20 protein-coding genes are annotated in these 17091 nt (G+C 64.7%); 1 reads left to right on the plus strand and 19 read right to left on the minus strand.

The window, feature by feature from the left end; genetic code table 11:
- Window positions 1-59: 59 nt before the first annotated feature.
- Genes CN673_RS09085 through CN673_RS09115 form a run of 7 tightly spaced genes read right to left on the minus strand, consistent with a single transcriptional unit; the run spans window position 60 to window position 8060 of the window.
- Window positions 60-2138, minus strand: a complete 2079-nt coding sequence (locus tag CN673_RS09085) for a prohead protease/major capsid protein fusion protein (protein ID WP_099865931.1) — start codon at window positions 2136-2138, stop codon at window positions 60-62.
- Between the two features lie 5 nt (window positions 2139-2143).
- Window positions 2144-3709, minus strand: a complete 1566-nt coding sequence (locus CN673_RS09090) for a phage portal protein (RefSeq protein ID WP_099865932.1) — start codon at window positions 3707-3709, stop codon at window positions 2144-2146.
- Entirely contained in the window at window positions 3709-3918 is a 210-nt protein-coding gene (locus CN673_RS09095; RefSeq protein ID WP_099865933.1) for a phage head-tail joining protein, read from the minus strand. Before CN673_RS09095 ends, CN673_RS09090 begins: the two co-directional genes overlap by 1 nt.
- Window positions 3919-3961: 43 nt before the next feature.
- Window positions 3962-5968 (minus strand): phage terminase large subunit family protein, encoded by a 2007-nt coding sequence (locus CN673_RS09100; RefSeq protein ID WP_198585956.1) that lies wholly within the window; start codon window positions 5966-5968, stop codon window positions 3962-3964.
- Window positions 5916-6467 carry a hypothetical protein gene (locus CN673_RS09105; RefSeq protein ID WP_245409838.1) on the minus strand — a complete coding sequence of 184 codons (552 nt, stop codon included), beginning with the start codon at window positions 6465-6467 and terminating at the stop codon, window positions 5916-5918. The genes CN673_RS09100 and CN673_RS09105 overlap by 53 nt, the downstream gene beginning before the upstream one ends.
- Before the next feature lie 34 nt (window positions 6468-6501).
- Entirely contained in the window at window positions 6502-6687 is a 186-nt protein-coding gene (locus CN673_RS09110; protein ID WP_099865935.1) for a DUF7220 family protein, read from the minus strand.
- Window positions 6684-8060 (minus strand): site-specific DNA-methyltransferase, encoded by a 1377-nt coding sequence (locus CN673_RS09115; protein WP_099865936.1) that lies wholly within the window; start codon window positions 8058-8060, stop codon window positions 6684-6686. The genes CN673_RS09110 and CN673_RS09115 overlap by 4 nt, the downstream gene beginning before the upstream one ends.
- Before the next feature lie 183 nt (window positions 8061-8243).
- Between CN673_RS09115 and CN673_RS09120 the strand changes: the two genes are divergently transcribed.
- On the plus strand, window positions 8244-8690 hold the full coding sequence (locus tag CN673_RS09120) for a YtoQ family protein (RefSeq protein WP_099865937.1): 447 nt from the start codon (window positions 8244-8246) through the stop codon (window positions 8688-8690).
- A gap of 398 nt (window positions 8691-9088) precedes the next feature.
- Here the strand turns inward: CN673_RS09120 and CN673_RS21450 are convergent, their stop codons facing one another.
- The 12 genes from CN673_RS21450 to CN673_RS09175 all read right to left on the minus strand — a co-directional run bounded on the left by CN673_RS21450 (window position 9089) and on the right by CN673_RS09175 (window position 17015).
- Window positions 9089-9214: a hypothetical protein gene (locus tag CN673_RS21450; RefSeq protein WP_280951171.1), complete on the minus strand. Its 126-nt coding sequence runs from the start codon at window positions 9212-9214 to the stop codon at window positions 9089-9091.
- On the minus strand, window positions 9211-9648 hold the full coding sequence (locus CN673_RS09125; RefSeq protein WP_099865938.1) for a thermonuclease family protein: 438 nt from the start codon (window positions 9646-9648) through the stop codon (window positions 9211-9213). The genes CN673_RS21450 and CN673_RS09125 overlap by 4 nt, the downstream gene beginning before the upstream one ends.
- Before the next feature lie 69 nt (window positions 9649-9717).
- The gene (locus tag CN673_RS09130; RefSeq protein WP_099865939.1) at window positions 9718-10167 is read right to left on the minus strand and encodes a DUF6362 family protein; all 450 of its coding nucleotides are present in this window, start codon (window positions 10165-10167) and stop codon (window positions 9718-9720) included.
- The gene (locus CN673_RS09135; protein ID WP_099865940.1) at window positions 10160-10360 is read right to left on the minus strand and encodes a hypothetical protein; all 201 of its coding nucleotides are present in this window, start codon (window positions 10358-10360) and stop codon (window positions 10160-10162) included. The genes CN673_RS09130 and CN673_RS09135 overlap by 8 nt, the downstream gene beginning before the upstream one ends.
- Complete coding sequence (locus CN673_RS09140) at window positions 10357-10614, minus strand: DUF6378 domain-containing protein (protein WP_099865941.1); 258 nt, start codon at window positions 10612-10614, stop codon at window positions 10357-10359. Before CN673_RS09140 ends, CN673_RS09135 begins: the two co-directional genes overlap by 4 nt.
- Entirely contained in the window at window positions 10611-11129 is a 519-nt protein-coding gene (locus tag CN673_RS09145) for a crossover junction endodeoxyribonuclease RuvC (protein ID WP_099865942.1), read from the minus strand. The genes CN673_RS09140 and CN673_RS09145 overlap by 4 nt, the downstream gene beginning before the upstream one ends.
- 146 nt (window positions 11130-11275) lie before the next feature.
- Complete coding sequence (locus CN673_RS09150) at window positions 11276-11839, minus strand: hypothetical protein (protein WP_099865943.1); 564 nt, start codon at window positions 11837-11839, stop codon at window positions 11276-11278.
- Between the two features lie 225 nt (window positions 11840-12064).
- Window positions 12065-14521, minus strand: coding sequence for a DUF3987 domain-containing protein (locus tag CN673_RS09155; RefSeq protein WP_099865944.1), 2457 nt, complete (start codon window positions 14519-14521; stop codon window positions 12065-12067).
- A gap of 86 nt (window positions 14522-14607) precedes the next feature.
- The gene (locus CN673_RS21300) at window positions 14608-15249 is read right to left on the minus strand and encodes a hypothetical protein (RefSeq protein WP_099865945.1); all 642 of its coding nucleotides are present in this window, start codon (window positions 15247-15249) and stop codon (window positions 14608-14610) included.
- A 75-nt stretch (window positions 15250-15324) separates the two neighbouring features.
- Window positions 15325-16068, minus strand: a complete 744-nt coding sequence (locus CN673_RS09165; protein ID WP_099865946.1) for a PD-(D/E)XK nuclease family protein — start codon at window positions 16066-16068, stop codon at window positions 15325-15327.
- The gene (locus CN673_RS09170) at window positions 16065-16466 is read right to left on the minus strand and encodes a hypothetical protein (RefSeq protein WP_157928843.1); all 402 of its coding nucleotides are present in this window, start codon (window positions 16464-16466) and stop codon (window positions 16065-16067) included. The genes CN673_RS09165 and CN673_RS09170 overlap by 4 nt, the downstream gene beginning before the upstream one ends.
- 36 nt (window positions 16467-16502) lie before the next feature.
- Window positions 16503-17015 (minus strand): sigma factor, encoded by a 513-nt coding sequence (locus tag CN673_RS09175; protein ID WP_157928844.1) that lies wholly within the window; start codon window positions 17013-17015, stop codon window positions 16503-16505.
- Window positions 17016-17091: the final 76 nt, after the last annotated feature.

Genomic DNA, 17091 nt, shown 5'->3' on the forward strand with positions numbered 1-17091 from the left:
TGATTCCCCTCGGAAGTCTAGGTTATGAGCCCGCAATTGAGAAGAAACCCCTTTGCGCCTTACGCACCGGGGTTCTTGTATAGGCCGCGCCAGTCGATGGCCTTGGCGCCGAAGTCGAGGCGACACTTGATCTCCACACCGTCGACGTCGAAGCCGTTGCGAGTCTCGATATAGGCCCCCTGCTGGCCCTCGAGATAGGCGTACTCGATGGTGTCGATTTGGTTCGGGCTCGCGACCAGATACCAGGCGGTCTCGCTGGCGGCGTCGAGGCGCGGCTCGCTGATCGGCGCCAGCGTCCGGATCGACTGCGGCACGACGCTGGCGGTCGCTGCGGGCACGAGGTTCTGGGCCACCAGTTGCTCGGCCTTTAGTTCCAGCGAGGCTGGTACGATGAGAAAGGCGGGCCGAACGTTCAGCACCGACTTCTTGTCGAGGCCGGTCTGCTTGGCCATCGCCGCCCGCGCCGCGCCCACCGCATCCACCGCAAGCGCCGCGCCGGTGCCCGCGAGGTTTTTATGTGTGGTGTGGAACAGCGCATTGCCGTCGGCCATGGCCGGATTGGCGGTGATGATGCCCCAGACGACGTCTGACTCCAGCTGGGCGATGGAGTTGCCATACATCGCCGGGATCCGGGTGAACGCGTCGAGATCGTCGTTGATCAGCGTCTGGCGGGTGATCGCGACCACGCGGCCATAGGTCTTGACCTTGTAGCTCTCCTTGCTCTCGCCGAGCGTCCCACGCTTGAACTCGCCGCTCTCGCCGACCTCGAGCAGCTGCGGGGCCTCGCCGAGCTGCACCCGGTGCATCGCCTTGAAGTCGGTGGCAAGCACCTGACGGCAAAACAGCATGAACGTGCGGGGATAGGCCTCGTAGGCCTGCCGCAGGGTCCTGTTGGTGACCGCCGAGAGGATCTCGGGGAAGTCCGAGCTCGAATGCAGGGCCCGCGTCGCCACCTCGTCGCGCGACAGGCCGCGTGTGTTCACCCCGGCATTGCCGAGGCTTTCGCGGGCCAGTTCCAGCAGCGTCATGCCGCGATACTGGCGCGCGGCATCCTCCAGCTGGAACAGCGTCGGGCTGTAGCGGTGCAGCAGCGCATTCGCCACGGCGTCGCGGCGGGTGACACGCTCATCCCGGCCGCCGAGCGGGACGGAGACATGGGGGAATGTCCGGGTCTCGTCCGATTTCGCGGCGACCTGGTCGAGGATCAGGCGGCGGGTCTCGTCGACGCCGACGCCGCGCTTGACCAGATCCTCGGCGAAGCCGCGCTCGAGATTCAGCCGCCCGGCCAGATCGTAGATGGTGGAGACGCGATCGCGCTCCGCCTCGCGGGCGAGGGTGGCGACAGCCTCGGTGTCGGGCGCGGGAGTTGCTTGCGTCGTCGGCTGGCTGCGCGTCTCACTTGCGTGGACCGTCGGTTCGCTGGCCGCGACCTTCGGGTCGGGCGCAGCCGCTTTCGGCTCGGTCATAATGGCGTCCTCGGTTTCAACCGGCTCGGTCGGCTGGGTGGTGGCGGGGGTTGCGGCGTTGCGCGCCGGGGTCTGGGTCTTGTCCGTCATCGGGATCGGTCCTTTCGTGCTTGAAGGGGCGTCCCGGCGGTGAAGGACGCAGTCGTGAAGGGGATGCTGGGCGCGGAAACCGGCGGCGGGGTCTGCTCCGACCGCGACGGCGGAGACCTCGAACGGCGTCCAGTCCACCGCCCGCCAGAGCTCCCGCCCGCCGTCTGGCTTCGAGATGTCGAAGCGATGGACCTGGTAGCCGATGGAGACCGCGCGGATGTGCCCGGCCTGGATGTCGCGCCAGATCGACTCGACATCGGCGCGCTCGCTGATGCGGACCTGCGCGAAGCCGCGACCGTTCTCGATCCGGGCCGAGCCGGGCACGACCGAGCCGATCACCGCGTCGAGCGTGTCGAGCTCATGCACCTTCAGAAAGGGTGCGCCCGCGTTCAGACGGTCGAGCCGTACATGGGCCGGGTCGAGGCTCAGTTCCTCTTCATAGGGCTCACCAAAAAAGGTGGCGCGGCGGATGCGGGCCCCGGCTGACCAAATGACCTCGACGGTCCGGCTGTCGGCGTCGGCTGTGTTCGGCGCAAGCTCCGCTGACCGACGCATGGCCGGCAGTTCGATCATCGTGTCCATGAAGGTCAGTCCTGTTGGTCGGGCTGCGCCGGATCAGTTTCATCCGCGTCGGCGGCCGGGTCGTCGGCGGTGGTGTCGTCGGCATCCGGTTCACCGGCCGGATCGCTGGTCTGCGCGCTGCCGGTTTTCGTCACTCGACGCGGATCGCTGTCGAGCACCAGCCCCAGCTCGTCGAGCCTGGCATTGGTCGCGGCGATCTCGGCCAGCACCGCGTCCGGGTTGTGGCCCTGCCGGGCGATGGCCTGCGCCAAGGTCATGGTGCCGGAGCGGATCGCCAGCAAATCGGCCATGGCGTCCTTGTAGGGATCGACGGCGTCGAACTTCGGCGGCGACCATTCCACCGGCACCTCCGGTGTCGGGATCTGGCCCGCTGCCCATGCACTTTCCGTGAACCAGCGCCACACGGGCTGACACAACATCGGGATGAACAGCTGCCACTGCACGGCGTCGATCTGGCGGCGGAATTCGACCAGTCCCGCCCGGATCGAGGAATAGTTGACCTGGCTGAGGTCCCCGGTCAGCAACTCATAGGGCACCCGGAATCCGGCCGAGATGGTGTGCAGGTTTGCCCGCTTGTATTCAGCGTAGCCCCCGGTGGCGGCCGGCTGGTTGAAGCGGATGTCCTTGCCGCCGCGGGCATAGGCGATCAGCCCCGGCTCGAACTGCTCGACGCGGTTGCCATCGGCATCGACCACGGCGGGGGCGATGCCCTGTTGCGCCTCGTCATCGCCGAAGACGATGGCGGTGACACAGGCTTCGGTCTTCTTGCGGACCAGTTCCGCCACCTCGTAATCGTCGAGATCGCGCAGGCTGCGGATCACCGGCGCGCCCCAAGGGACGCCGCGCGCCTGCGTGCGCTGTTTTTCATAGACATGGGCGATGTCGGACGCGGAGACCGGGCGGCTGTCGAAGCCGCCACGCAGCGCCCCATGCGCGTCGCCAGGGTGTTCGGCATGCAGCCAATAGGCGCGGCGCTTGCCCAAGGCATCGAACTCGATCCCCTGCACAATGCGCGTGGCCCCGGTGGTGCTGGTCCTGGTGGCGTCGAGGAAATCGGCCTCCAGCACCTGCACCTGCAACTGCAGCGGCACCGGCAGACCGTCGCTTGCCCGCCGCAATCTCCGGCGCACCAGCACCTCGCCCGCTTCGACCATCTCGCGGCAGATCAGCGTCTGCAGACCATAAAAGTCGAGCTGGCCGTCGGCATCGCACTCCGCTGTCCAGCGTTCAAACAGGGCATCGACGCGGCGATCCAGCGCCTCATCGCCACTCGCGGCGCGCGGCATGATGCCGGCGCCGATGATGTTGTTCACCAGCACCGCGACGGCCTTCGCCGCATGGGGGTTGTTGCGCACCAGATCACGCATCCGGTCGCGCAGCAGCGCCCCGGCCATGCCGATCTCGCTGTCGGCGGAGGATGCCGGCGCGCGCCAGCCTTCCGTCCGTCGCCCGCGCGCAGCGCCGTCGTAGCCCCGCGTCAGCGTCTCGAACGCCTGACGGGCCATCACGCGGCGAGCGGCCATGCGCGGGGCCACCGATGCGATGGCGTGGTCCATCCAGTTCGCGGGCATCAGCGGTCCCCGCGCGAAAAGCCCGCCAGCCCGGCGACCGGCAGCAGTCGACCGACACCCGCGATGGCCCGCTCGATGGTGCGGATGCGGGCGAGTAGATCCTCGGCCGAGCCGTAGTCGACGGATTTTCCGTCATAGCTGACCCGGGTCGTGCCGCTGGCATAGGCCCGGCGCAGCGCCGAGAGCTCGGTTTCCGTCCAGTCCGTCATTGCTGCTTTCCTTGCCGGGCCTCGTGGCCGTCACGCCACCGGCCTAAAACCACCCCTCCCGCCGCCCGAGCCAGTCGGAACGGCGCTTGCCCTGCGGGGCCTGTCCCTGCCGGTTGATCTGCCCGGCGGGATCGCTGTCGGTCAGCACCGCCCCGAGCTGATCCTCGAGGTCGCGCCATTTCTCGTCCGGCCAGCGATCCGCGCCCGCGATCCAGGCGGCGGCGCGGGCATAGACCCGGCAATCCAGCGCCTCGTTGCGCTCGCGGAGCTTCTGCCATTCCAGCCGGGCGAAGCCACGTTTCGTGCGCACCGTCACCAGTTGCTCGGCCACGAACTGCTTCAGCCATTCATTCTCGACCCAATGCGGCAGGTGGATCGAACCGGGCGGGAACGCCGCCCCGTCGGCCATGTCCTCCTCGGTCGGGCGCGCCAGCCGCAGGAAGCGGTAGGTTTCGGCCTTGAAGGTCGAGACCGCCACCGTCCAGAGCCGCGCCCCGCGCCGCAGGCGGCGGCCGCCTTCGGTCGCGTCCACGAAGGTCGGGCCCGACACCGGGCTCGAGCGGTTGAACCCCTCGACACCTTTCACCGGCGCCACCTGCGCGAAGCCCACCTGGCGCGACCAGGCATAGACCGCCGGGGCCTCGTAGCCGGTGTCGATGGCGAGACGCGCGATCCGAAGATGCGCGCCGCCTTCATGCGGCCACGATCGATCCAGCAGCGCGGTTAGGTCGGACCATGCGTCGTGGCGATCCGGCCCGCCTTCGATGACGACGTGATCGACGAGCCAGCTTTCCAGCGAGCGCCCCCAGGCCCAGACATCGACCTCGATCCGGTCCTTCTGCACGTCGGCCCCAGCGGTCAGGAACAACCCGCCCGCGGGCACAGTGCCGGATGTCCAGCGCTCGCGCCGGTCGTAAAGCCGCTGCCAGTCCGGGGCTTCGCCGCTCTCGACCCATGTCTCGCCCAGGATCGTATTGCGGAACGCCTTGATCGCCTCGTCCGACCCTTGGGCCGCCTCCCAGCCGCGGGCGATGCGCGGCCAGCTGAGCCAGCCCACCGGCGAATAGAGCGCCGAGAGGTGGTAGCCGACCGTGGTCGGATCGGCGGCGATGGCCGTCGCCCGCCATTCGCCGCCCTCCAGCATCGCCGTCTTGTGGTGTTCGGCGATGGGCTGCTCGCAGCCTTCGCAGATGTATTCCGCCGTCTCCGGCTTGCCCTTCTGCCAGCGCAGCCGGTCGAACTTCAGCCACTGCATTGCCCCGCAATGCGCGCACGGCACGAAGTACCGCCGCTGGTCGCTCGCCTCGTATTCGCGCTCGATCCGGCTCAGCCCCCGGATCGTCGGGGTCGAGACCAGCAGCACCTTGCGCCGATGCGCGAAGGTCAGCGACCGGGCTTCGGCCAGCGTGACCGGATCGCCTTCCTCGTCAGCGGACGCCGGATAGGCGTCGACCTCGTCGAGAAAGATGTAGCGCGCCGGGGTCGAGCGCAGGCCGACGGCCGAGTTGGCCCCGGTCATGATCAGGATCCCGCCCGCGAATTCCTTGGACAGCATGGTGTTGCCTGCGTCGCGGGACCGCGCGGGCTTCACCCGCTCGCGCAGCTCAGGGCTTTCGTCGATCAGCGGGTAGATGCGCTGGCGCGAGTTGCGTTTCGCCAGTTCCACGGTCGGCTGGACGGCCAGCATTGGCCCCGGCGCCTGGTGGATGGCGAACCCGATCCAGTTGTTCCCCGCCTCGGTCGCGCCGACCTGCGCCGCCTTCATGAACACGATCCGTTGCGCCGGATCGCCGGGCGAGAGCCGATCCATGATCTCGCGCATGTAGGGCGTGCGCATCGTGCGGTATCGCCCCGGCTCGGCCGAGGCGCGGCCCGAGAGCATCCGGTGCCGGTCCGCCCATTCCGAGACGGTCAGGTCCGGGTCGGGCCGCAGCCCGCTGCCCCAGGCGCGCAGGATCTCGCCCGCGCCGTCGAAGTCCGTCAGGCCATCGCCGCTCTCACCGGAAGTCGGGCCGGACCTCGGCGAGTTCGTCGAGGTGGGCGCGTACATGTTTTTCCAGGACCTTCTGCATCGCGGCAGGCTCGACGCCCAGATCGGCCGCCATCAGCGCCGCCGCGCGCGCAGGCCAGTTCACCCATGAATCCCTTTCCTCCCGCGCCAGCCGGAACACCAGCGTGAGCGCGCGGGCCCGCTCGACCAGTTCCCCCTTCAGCCTCTGGAGCCGGATGCGCCGCTCCTGCGCCTTCAGAACCTCGTTGGCGGTCTTGGCCTGCAGGAAGGTCGTGCCACCGCCCACTGGCGGGACGGCCAGTCCCTGTTCGCGGAGCGTGTCGCCAACTGCAGCGACCGCCGCCTCGGGGACCGGCTTCAGCTTTGGCGCGGGCGCCTTCCTCGTCTTGGACGGGTCAGTCGTCTCGGCACGCCGGGCGTCGCTGGCGGCCGCATTGATGCTGCCGTCGGGATTGAGAACCAGCCGCTCGGCGGTCTTTGCCTTCTGGATTGCGCCTCGCGACAGCCCGACGTGCGCGGCGTACTGGCGCTCGCTCATGCCCTGCATTAACGGCCCAGATTATCATTTAGAATCATTTGCTTATCAAATTTGCAGGCGTCGCGACCGGAGCGAACGTCCCCATCTTCAGGTTTTGCGCCAGCATCGTGTGCAGCCCGAAGACTGGGAAGATGAGGATCTGCGTCACGACCGCGACGCCGTAGCCGACAATCACGTTGGCGACGGACTCGACCAGAGACATGAGGCGTGACTGCTTCATGCGGCGGACTTGCGCATTCGCGCGGGTTCGGGGGCTGCGTCCTTTGCCGAGGCATCGGCCGGGGCTTCGGCATCGTCGCCCAGCCGCTCGGTCCTCACCTGCGCGAAGGTCCGACCGTCACCGTCGAGGATCGCGTCGCGGCCGGTCTCGGCCTGCCAGCGCTCCACGGCGACATCGACGTAAGCCGGGCTGATTTCCATCGCGAAGACGCGGCGGCCGTTGGCTTCGCCCGCTATGATTTGCGAGCCGGAGCCAGAGAATGGCTCGTAGCAAAGCCCACCGCGCGCAACATGCTGGCGCATCGGGATGCCGAAGGCGTCGAGCGGTTTCGGCGTCGGGTGGTCGGGCCGGTCATCCTTGGCGAAACTCGGCAGCGCCCATGTCGAGGGCAGCGTTTCCTCGGCCACCTTCGGCGGGCGGTTCGTTCGGCGCCAACCCATGAAGCAGGGTTCGTGCTTCCAGAGGTAGTGCGATCGGGTCAGGACCCCCCGGTCCTTCACCCAGATGATCTGCTGATGGACGAAGGCGCCCGCCTTTTCCCAGCAGGCTTCCAGCATCGCCTGTCGGCGGGAGGCGTGCCAGCAATACCAGGCCGCATCCTCGGTGATCGCCTCGGCGACTGCCGCGGCGATGAAGCTGTCGTAAAGCTCGGCCCCCTGCGAACTGTCGTCCCACGTCGTGCCGTAGGACGCCGACCAGTCCTTATTCCGCGTCGGATGGTTCGAACCATCGTAGTCGACGAGGTATGGCGGGTCGGTCGCGAACAGGATAGCCCGCTCGCTATTCATCAAACGGCGCACATCGGCCGCGCTTGTGCTGTCACCACACAGCAGACGATGGTCGCCGAGGATCCAGAGATCGCCCGTCCGTGAGGCCGGATTGCGCGGCGGCTCCGGGATAGTCACCGGCGGCAGGGAGCCCCCGGCGCCCTCTTCTTCACTTTCGTCTTCCGCAACGTAGGCCAGCAGCTTGTCCAACTCGCCGTCGGAGAACCCGACCAGCGACAGGTCGAAATCCTCTGCCAGCAGGTCGTTCAGTTCCGCCGAAAGCAGGGTCTCGTCCCAGGTGCCAAGCTCCGTCAGCTTGTTATCCGCGATGCGGTACGCCCGGCGCTGCGCGTGGGTAAGGTGCCCGAGCACGATCACCGGCGCCTCGGTCAGCCCGAGCTGCTCAGCCGCCAGCACGCGGCCGTGACCCGCGATCAACTCGCCGTCCTCGCCGACGAGGCAAGGCACAGTCCAGCCGAACTCGGCCATGCTCGCAGCGATCTTCGCGACCTGGTCGGCCCCGTGCACCTTTGCGTTCTTCGCATAGGGCTGCAGGCGCGCAAGCGCCCAGGTCTCGATCCGCTCGGGTGCGAAGGCGAGGGTCATGCTGTTCCTATCGACGATCGGTTTCTTACGGAGGTTGGGGCTCACGACCGGAGTAAAATCCGGCGAGACAACTTGGCTTCATGGTCGATGAGAATTCTCGCCCGTCTTTCCCAAGACAATTGCATGTCACCCGCGCGCCGCAGTAGTCGTATCCGCAAAATGCGAACCACAAGGAAAGCCAGCATGACGTTGAAGGTCTATCTCTCCGGCGAGATTCACACAGATTGGCGCGACCAGATCATCGAAGGCGCAAGCGATCTCGATGTCAGCTTTGAGGGTCCGGTAACCGATCACGCTGCCAGCGATGATTGTGGTGTCCAGATTCTGGGACAGGAAGACAAAAAATTCTGGCATGACCACAAGGGTGCCCAAATCAATGCAATACGCACCCGGCGCGGGATCAGCCAGGCTGACGTGGTGGTGGTCCGTTTCGGCGAGAAATACCGACAATGGAATGCCGCATTCGATGCAGGTATTGCATCCGCATTGGGAAAATCTCTCATTGTGCTGCACGGGCCTGAGCATCAGCATGCTCTGAAGGAGATTGATGCTGCAGCCCTTGCTGTTGCGGAACGTCCCGAACAGGTGGTCCAGGTCCTGCGTTATGTTCTGACCGGCACGCTGCCCTAGTATTTCATTCCCTTGGCTAAGATGGTTTCCAACGGGATTCCGGTCTCCAGGAATCCGCCCCGGCATCCGCCCGGCAAGCCACTGTTACTTAATACGTATTCGCACCACTAAAGTGGATCGGACTCCGGTGGCTTCCCAAAAATCTGGCCCTGTCGCTGGCGATGTTCCGCGCTTCGCCCGCCAGCATACAATTGTCGCCAGGAAGGACCCGCGAAATCCAAAACCTGGCCGTTAACGCAGTCGGTCCGGAGCGGGTATTCGCTTATCAACGACCGGTCGCAAGCCGTCGCCATCGTCCGTGCGCGCTTCTCCTCAGCCTATCGAGTTCATACCGCAATCGATCCGGATTTGTCCGGCCAGGAAATGTCCGGCGGACATTTGGATGCAAGACCGCCATGTCAGGCGAAGTAGACCCATGCCGCCAACGCGTTCATCACGCAGGCGGCCAACATTTGCGGTGTCGTCGGCCGGTAGAACGCCAGTCCGGCCGAGGCGAGGGCAAGTGCCGAGAGCGCGACAGTCATCGTCCGCACCAGACATTCCCCTGATTGGGCCAAGGTTGCGCCAATTGCTCGGAGATCAACACTTCGCCTGCATAGCGCCCATCGGCAAGCTCAATGGTCACGAGCGCGCGTCCGTAGGATCCCTCATCGCCGCTCCAGTTGATCGTGTAGCTGTCGCCCATCAGCTCTCGCAACCGGTCGCGCGACTGGACAGCCATCTGTGCTTCTGCATCGCATTCCGCGTGGCCAGGCATTTCCGGCGTGTCGATGCTGTCATAGCGCCACTTCACGCCGTTCTCCCATCCCGTGTCGCCGTCCACGATGCAGGTGAGCATGCGTGCCGCACGATCGCCTCCTTCACAAACCGGCAGTGGGGCCGCCGACGTGACAGGCGCAAGCATGAGCGTGAATACCAGCGCGCAAGCGAGCCTGATGGATTCCCGTAACATCATCATTCTTGCCCCCTTCTTGCGTTGCAGACCATCGCGAAATCCCGATTGGTCGTCAACGGTATGACTGGCGCCTCAGGCACGTGGGCAACTGGCGATGTCCCGCATGCGATCGATGACATAGCGGCGCGAGCGGTTCGGCGGCACGGGTTGTCGATTGAGCCTCATGGCGATGAGGCAAAGCGCATAGTGCCAGTGTTCATGGGCGGCGGATCGCTGCAACCCGACCGCCCAGCAGATCGTTTTCCACGACGCCCCGTGCACCCGCATCCAGACGATCTTGCCGTCGATCGCTTCGAGACCGACCGTCCAGGTGAGCGTTTCGTCCATACGGGCGATTGCCGCTGGATGGGGCGGCGGCCGCTTCATCGGTTCGGCTTCGCGGCCGACCAGATCGGAGAACTCCACCATGATCTCCGGCCAGGTATTGAAGAAGCCGCGAATGCGTTCGCCTGGCAGCCGCTTCAGCACGTCGGCAGCTTCAATGAGACGTTCCTCGACCAGCTTGGGTGTCCAGTCACTCATTGCGCACCGCCTTTGTCTGAGGACGCGCGCCATAGAGCTTTTCGCCGAGTTGACGGATGAGTTCGCGCTCGGGCCAGTTGAGCCGCTCATCGTCGACTGCGACGGCAAGCAAGCCCTGTTCACGCCAGCCGTCCCGCTTGACTTCCTCTGGCGAGCGTCGCTCCCCGCCATAACCTTTCTGGTGCCACCTCATCGCGTCACCTCCTTCAGGACCGCGACGTACCCGGCGACATCCACGAGTGAGTCATGATGTCCGGGATCATGCGCCAGCCGAGCAAGCTTCAAATCGACGAGGCAGAGCGCCACCTCAGCCGGCGTCACCGGACGACGAAGGGTGATCGACCAACGCTTCGCAACCATGTCCATCGAGACTGACGGATCGCCATATGTGCGTCGGCGCTCGATGACGACGTTCGCGGCTTCTCGCAGCATCGTTTCGCCATTCATCGCACACCTCCATCTGTCTCAATCGCCCAAAGCAGGATGGCGATGGCATCGGCCTCGTTGTCATCGACGGGCGAGAAGCCGCGGGCGCGCATGGAGGCGATCATCGCAGCCTTGTCGGCGTTGCCCTTGCCGGCGGCATGACGTTTGATCGTACCGACCGGTACACCCTCGTATGGAACGCCGTGGAGTTCCGCCCACCCGGTGAGCGTTGCCATCAGTCCGCCATAGACGTGAGCGGCATCGGTGCCAGCATGACGGCGAACTTCCTCGAACCAGACGGCCGCGATCGGTCCGGACAGCCGCTCGATCTCGGCCAGCCAGTTCGTGAAGCGGAGATACCGCATACCGCCGCCATCGAAACGCCTTGGCCGGAACGAAACAGTTCCAGAGGCGATCAGCCCATCTGCGTCACGCAGAGCCCAACCGGTAAGAGTACCGAGGTCGAGAGCGAGGATGGGGCGGTGGCTCCGCGCCACATTGGGCTGCGGGGGGATTGCCCTGTGGCTCGCGATCATCAGAGTAGGATCAGCCATGAGTGGTCTCCTTCTTGGGTTGGCTGCTCGGGTGGAAGACGACGGTGGCCTGGTGCTTGGCGGTACGGGGCTGCCGTCGTCTGATTTTTGGCGGCGTCGATCGAACGCGGGAAACGGTGGTGGTGAGATTAGAACGGCAGTTCATCGCCGTTCTCCCACCACCATGAGTCTGCGGTGATGGTGCGAGTCGGAACGACCTTTGCGCCGGGCCATTCATCCTTGATCGCTATCACGGTTGGCACGGCGTCTATCAGTCTTGCGATCTCCGACAGCAGGTAGACCCGCACGCTGCGATCCTGCGGATCGACGGCGGCAGCCACATCCTCGTCCTTGACGATCGCCGCCACGGTTCCATCGCCGAGCGCCACCTCCCACACGCCGGGATGGATCGGTTCGGCGCCGAGCCGATCGGCTTCACCGTCGAGATAGCGCCATGCATTGACCATGCGGTCGATCTCATGAAGCGCGTCCTGGTCGCGCCCCTCGCGCAGCGCCATGGCGAGTTTGCGGTGCTGCGAATAGAAGCGTTTGGACAGTTCGTCGGGGACGAGCGACGGCAGCCGGCAGGCGCCCCATTTGCGTTCCATCTCGCGGGCCAGAGCGTCGAGCTTGTGCAGCGCGGCCATCATGTCGACGACGATCTGGGATCTGCTTCGGGTCGTCAGCTGAGCGGTGTCGAAGTCAAAGCCCATGTCGAACCCTCACCTCGAGCCGTTTGTCACCATTTGGCCTTGCGTGCGCGAGAGAGATAAACCTGTCGCCAAAGTCCGAAGGACCGGAAGCTTTGTCTGTGTCTCTGTGCGCGAGGCCAAATGGTGACAAAAACCCGTCGCGAATGGTGACAGCTGCCGTTTGTAGCTGTCGCGAATGGTGACATCCGGCCGTTCCGGCAGGGTGTCGCGAATGGTGACGACTGATCATTGGTCTCTCCCAAAAATCTGGTTGGCGACATCCCGCAGCCCCTGCCTGCGCCGCGTCTCGTCGACGGCACGATTTGCAAAGAGATCGTGGACGCGGGGATTAATTGCCCATCTGAGGGTGACGGAGTTCTTCGGTGGGGCGATCGGCTCGACCCAGCCAAGACTTTCCATCTGCTCCATCACGCGCTGAATTTGCTGGCGGGTCATGGCACGCATGACCCGTGAGCCGCGCTGGCAGTCGCGGACGGTCATCACGTCGGGGCGGTTTGTGAGGATGTAGCTGGCTGTGCTTTGAAGCTCGTCCTGGTCGTCCGACATGCCGATAATACCGCTGTAGAACGATGCCGCATGGGGCAGCAGGAATTGATGCAGGAAGGCAGCCACCCGCTCAGCCGTGCCGACTGACACCTCCGGCGGGATCACCCCGCAATTGATGTTGAGAATTGCGTGCCAGATCACTGAGAGCCGGGCGAAGATGCCGTCATACTTGCCGACATGCGAGGCGAGCTTGCGATTGATGCCCTCGATGTCCATCAGGGCAAGATGCCGTTCTTCCAGCTCCTCGCGGATGCGCAGCGCATCGTCGGAGAAGTAAAGCGTGAGGCATTCGGCATCGGCGCGACTGGCACCAAAGGACGCGGTGCCGGAGATGCTGATCGCGTTCAGTTTCTCAACCAGAGTCTCGTAATGATCGGTCACACCGGGAAGAGGTGCATCCTTGCCGACCGATGCGCGCTTAAGGACGACCGGCAGCAAGCGCTGCAGCAGCCCGTCATCGACCGTTTCCCTCGCAACAGTAGCGATCGCTTCCGGCTGGATGCCGCCGAGGATCGAGACCGACAGATTGTCGATCATCGTGACGCCGCGCGTGACGCGGTCGACGACATATTGGCCACCATTGAAGGATTGCAGCCAGAAGGCTCGGTCCTTCGCCGCACCCCGTCCACCGCTGTTGTACTTGTCCATCGCGCCGAACCAGCCGGAGAGCTCGTCCTGGACGAGCAACACGCCGTCCGGGCTGTCGGCCAGCACGATCTGGGCGGCCTCGATGGTGGTGTCCTCGATGCGCAGGCGTTTGTGTTCCGGCGGTTCTTCTTCCTTGCGATCGTCCTTCGTCAGGCTGTCATAGCGGTCTTTATTGGCGAGATAGCTGCGCACCAACCGGCCATCAAGACGGGTGATCGGACGCACAGCCTGGTTGATGATCGGGCTCTTCTTGGTGCTGGGCGTTCCGATCAGCGCGGTCCAGAGCCGGGCGTTTTCGTACCAGTGACCGTGCCGCTTGACCTTGATCCGAACGCGATCGGGGATCGCCGCCGCACAAACGGCAAGTGCGGCCATGGCAAGCCCGGCCGGATCGGCGCCCATCTGCTCGGCCTGACCAAAGGCGAACGCCTCGATCTGGCGCGGCAGTATGCCGGTCGGTAGCGGCGGCGGCGCGAGTTTCGCCCAGAGGTCGACAGGATCATCAATATGGGCTGGCGTCGCGATTACCGCGGTACCGTCGTTGGCGGCGCGTCCCGCACTCTTCGCCTTCGCCGCCGTCGCAACCTTGCTGTCCCATTGCCGCATGGCGTACGCCCATTTGGCCTTGAAGGCGGTAAGCCCGCGCCCTTCGGCTTCCAGCGTGTTTGCACCATCCTGCGGGCGCACTTTGCGCTCATAGACAGCGTAGCTCTCGAGCATCTTCCGCTCGATCTCGCACTCCGAGGGCGGGATCGGGCATTCGCGATACCAGTCGACAATTGCTGCCCAGACGATGTCGCGCATATAGGCATCACGCCCGTCGACGATGTGGCCCCAGGCATCGGTTATCTGTTCCGACGGCGACGATTCCGTGGTTGCGCGCGTCGCAGCCGGCATCGGTTTTTCCGAGGCGCCGACCCTCTCCAACAGCCATTCTGGCGCGTCGGCCAGTTCGGTCTCGAAGGGCGAGAACAGCCATCGGTACGGCTTGCCACTTTGATGAAGCGATGGTGGCGCGACGACGAAGCCGCCCTCGGCCCGCACATCGATGCCGGCGATGGTTTTCTGTGTATTCCTGATGGCGAGATGAGCAGGATAACGGAAGTAGATGTGCTGTCCTCCACCGCCGGTTCTGGCCCGCCAGGTTTCCAGATCGCAGCCGAGCTCGTTGTCGGCAATCCAGCTGTCCCAGGTCAAAGAGCCGGAGGCGCTGCCCTTTTCATCAAGGTCGATGACCAGAAGCTTGCAGCCATTGCCGAGCGAGGCCGCGCCGGTCAAAAATCCCATGCGGTAGTTTCTGAGGTGTTCCCCCTGATTGCCGTACCAGCGGTCATGGACGGCTTGCGGAATGCCGCTCTGGAATTCGCGCCATTTGCCGAGTGGGATCTTCTCCTGGTTTTCGGCAGGTATCACCGCCAGATTAAGCGAGCGATAGCTGTTCGCCCATTTCGCCGCGCTTGCAAAATCATCCGGGGGATCTATCGCCATCGCCCGCGTCCTCACGTCCAAGGCTAAAATCGAATGTTTGGCGCGCAGGGATCGGGAGGTTGTTCCCTCCCGATCCCCTTCGGTGTTCAGCCGAAGTCCGGCACCGAGGTACGGGACGTTTCCGGTTTCGGTGGCGTCATCTGAGTGGAACCGGTCATGGCGGGACGGCTCGAACTGCCAGAAGCCGGCATGGCCGCGCGGGGCCTCGGCGAGGCCCGGTGTTCTTCCAGCTCCGCGGGGCGATCCTTCCAGGCGACAATCTCGAACACTGGAACGGCGCGGTTGCCGTGCTTGGTCTTTTCCCTCACGAACTCGGTGAGGCGGACCACCGGCACCTCGCCGTTCTTCCACTCTTCAGTGGCGATCGCCGTGTCATAGACCGTCTCCAGCGCCGCCACGACGCCGATGGCGGTCGAGCAGAGCTCATGGCAGCCGAGGCCACCGGGGAGCTGCACGACAAGCTGAATACCCTGCTTGTGCTTCTCGGAAGGTCGGTCTGGCAGCGGATCACCAATTGCGACGAGGCGCTTGTCGGGACCTCTGTCGGTAAACTCGATCCAGCCAACCTTCAGGGTGGCGAAGTCGAACAGCGCCACGAAATCGTCGATCACCTCGAGACCGCGTTCGGTGCCATCCCAGGTGGAGCGCTCGACGCCGCCGTCCTTGCCGTTGATGCGGATCGACGGCAGGAAATCGCCGCCTCCACCAATGCTCAGTCCAAAGCCCATATCATCGTTCCTTTGCGTTGCGTGCATTGTGCCGGCATCAGGCCGCCGGCTGGCCGGTCCGGTCCGCCCGGACAGTCAGACGCCGAACACATCGAATGCGTGCTGTCTGGCGCGCGGATCGCTGAGGTAGAAGCTGTCGGTGTCGACGGTGACGAGACTCGCCAGCTCGTGGCTGTCGGCACTGATGGCGAGGAAGTTCTGCAGCGAATGCGCCATGCGCGTCAGTGCGGCGACGTGCGCCGCTGCGTTCTCCAGCCGGTAGAGCGCGTTCTTTTTCGCGGTCACGTAGGCGACGCCGCCACCCATATTGGCGCCGGCACCAAGATAGGAGGCGACCTGCCGGGCATGGCTGGTGCGAATCTGCGAGGCCAGTGCGTGTGCGGTCTTCAGATCGACGATCAGGCCGTGCGCGTCATATTCGAGATCCGAGAAGCCGAGGACAGGAACGACGATGCCGTCCATCCGCCACTCTTTTCGTACCTGTATCCGATCAGGCCTGCCCCAGGGCGAAAGAAGACGAATGCCTTGCTCGACCATGCCTGCGAGGCTGCCCTTTTCCTTGTCGAGGCGCGGGTCGGACGATAGTGCAGTCTTTTCCGTGAAAACGGCGTTGGCGATATCGGTAGCGGCACTGACGGCCTCGCCCATCAAACCGGCGATTACGCCCGCTTCGACGGCCGTGCCCCGATGTGCGGCCGCGCCAACCGGAGCCTTTAGCCCCAGCAGCCGCTCCATCACGTAAACGCCCGGTGCCGCAGCCCAAAGATTGAGCTGGCTGACAGAAATATGTGTGATGCCGTGACGCTCGAACGGATTCATGCCGCACCTTTGAATGCTGCTGGAACCGAGAGCCGCCGCTTACGGCACTTGACGGCGATGTAAGCCCATTCTCCGACGAGGCCGGTCCGCTGCTGGACAAGGTGGACGACACCATCCTCGGCCAGCGAGAGCGCTCGGCCGGCAAGAGTGGAAAGCCGCCTGCGGGCAATGTCGGTATGGACCTTGGCACTCTTCGTCCGGTCGTGGCTCAGATGACCTCGGTAGTAGACGACGAAGTCGCCAGGCGCGGCCGCCGCGACCCAGGCGCAAAATTCCACTTCACTCATCATACCGGATGACGGCCGATCGAAGTCTGGAACGCCGACTGCCATGTCGTTGAATGAGTACCGCTGCGGAATCGGTGTGCTTGTTGTGGGACTGACGGCTGATGCGTGCATGGAGATCGATCCTGGGGTCTGGGGGCTGCAGGTTATCTACCGAGGGGAGAGCTCGTTCTTCTCATCGGGGGCGAGGCCGGCCGCGAGAAACTGCATGCGCAGGTCATGCATCCGGCGATAGAAGGTGGCGGGCGAGAGGGCGCTCTTTCTTTGAGCGGCCGCCACGCTGCCGGTCTCGGCAAGAAGATCAATGAGGTGCGCAAGTGCCGGCGGCAACCGAGCCATGGCATCTCGGATGTCGACGCGAAGGTCCTGATCTGGAGCCGATGGATCGGCAATTGCGTACTCAGCGCCATCGAGCGGTTCGAGGACGGGAGCGCGATGCGTTCGACGCGCCAGATCGGCTGCCGCATGCCGCGCAATCAGTGCGATGAAGGTTGGCCAGGACGATTTGGTGTCGTCGAACCGTCTTGCCTTGCCCATGACGACCAAGACGATGGTCTGTCGCAGATCATCCCTGTCCGCCTCGGGCATGGAAAGTGTTCTGACAAGTCGTTGCGCCTGAAAGGCGGCCGTGCGCAGGGCCGCATCGAGTTGCGGTCCGTTCATCTGTTGGTCAGTTGGCTGTTGACGGATCATGTCGGTGTCCGGCCTCGTCGCGTTGCGTTTCGATGGCCAAAGAAGA

This window comes from Neopararhizobium haloflavum (assembly GCF_002750855.1).
Lineage (GTDB): Bacteria > Pseudomonadota > Alphaproteobacteria > Rhizobiales > Rhizobiaceae > Georhizobium > Georhizobium haloflavum.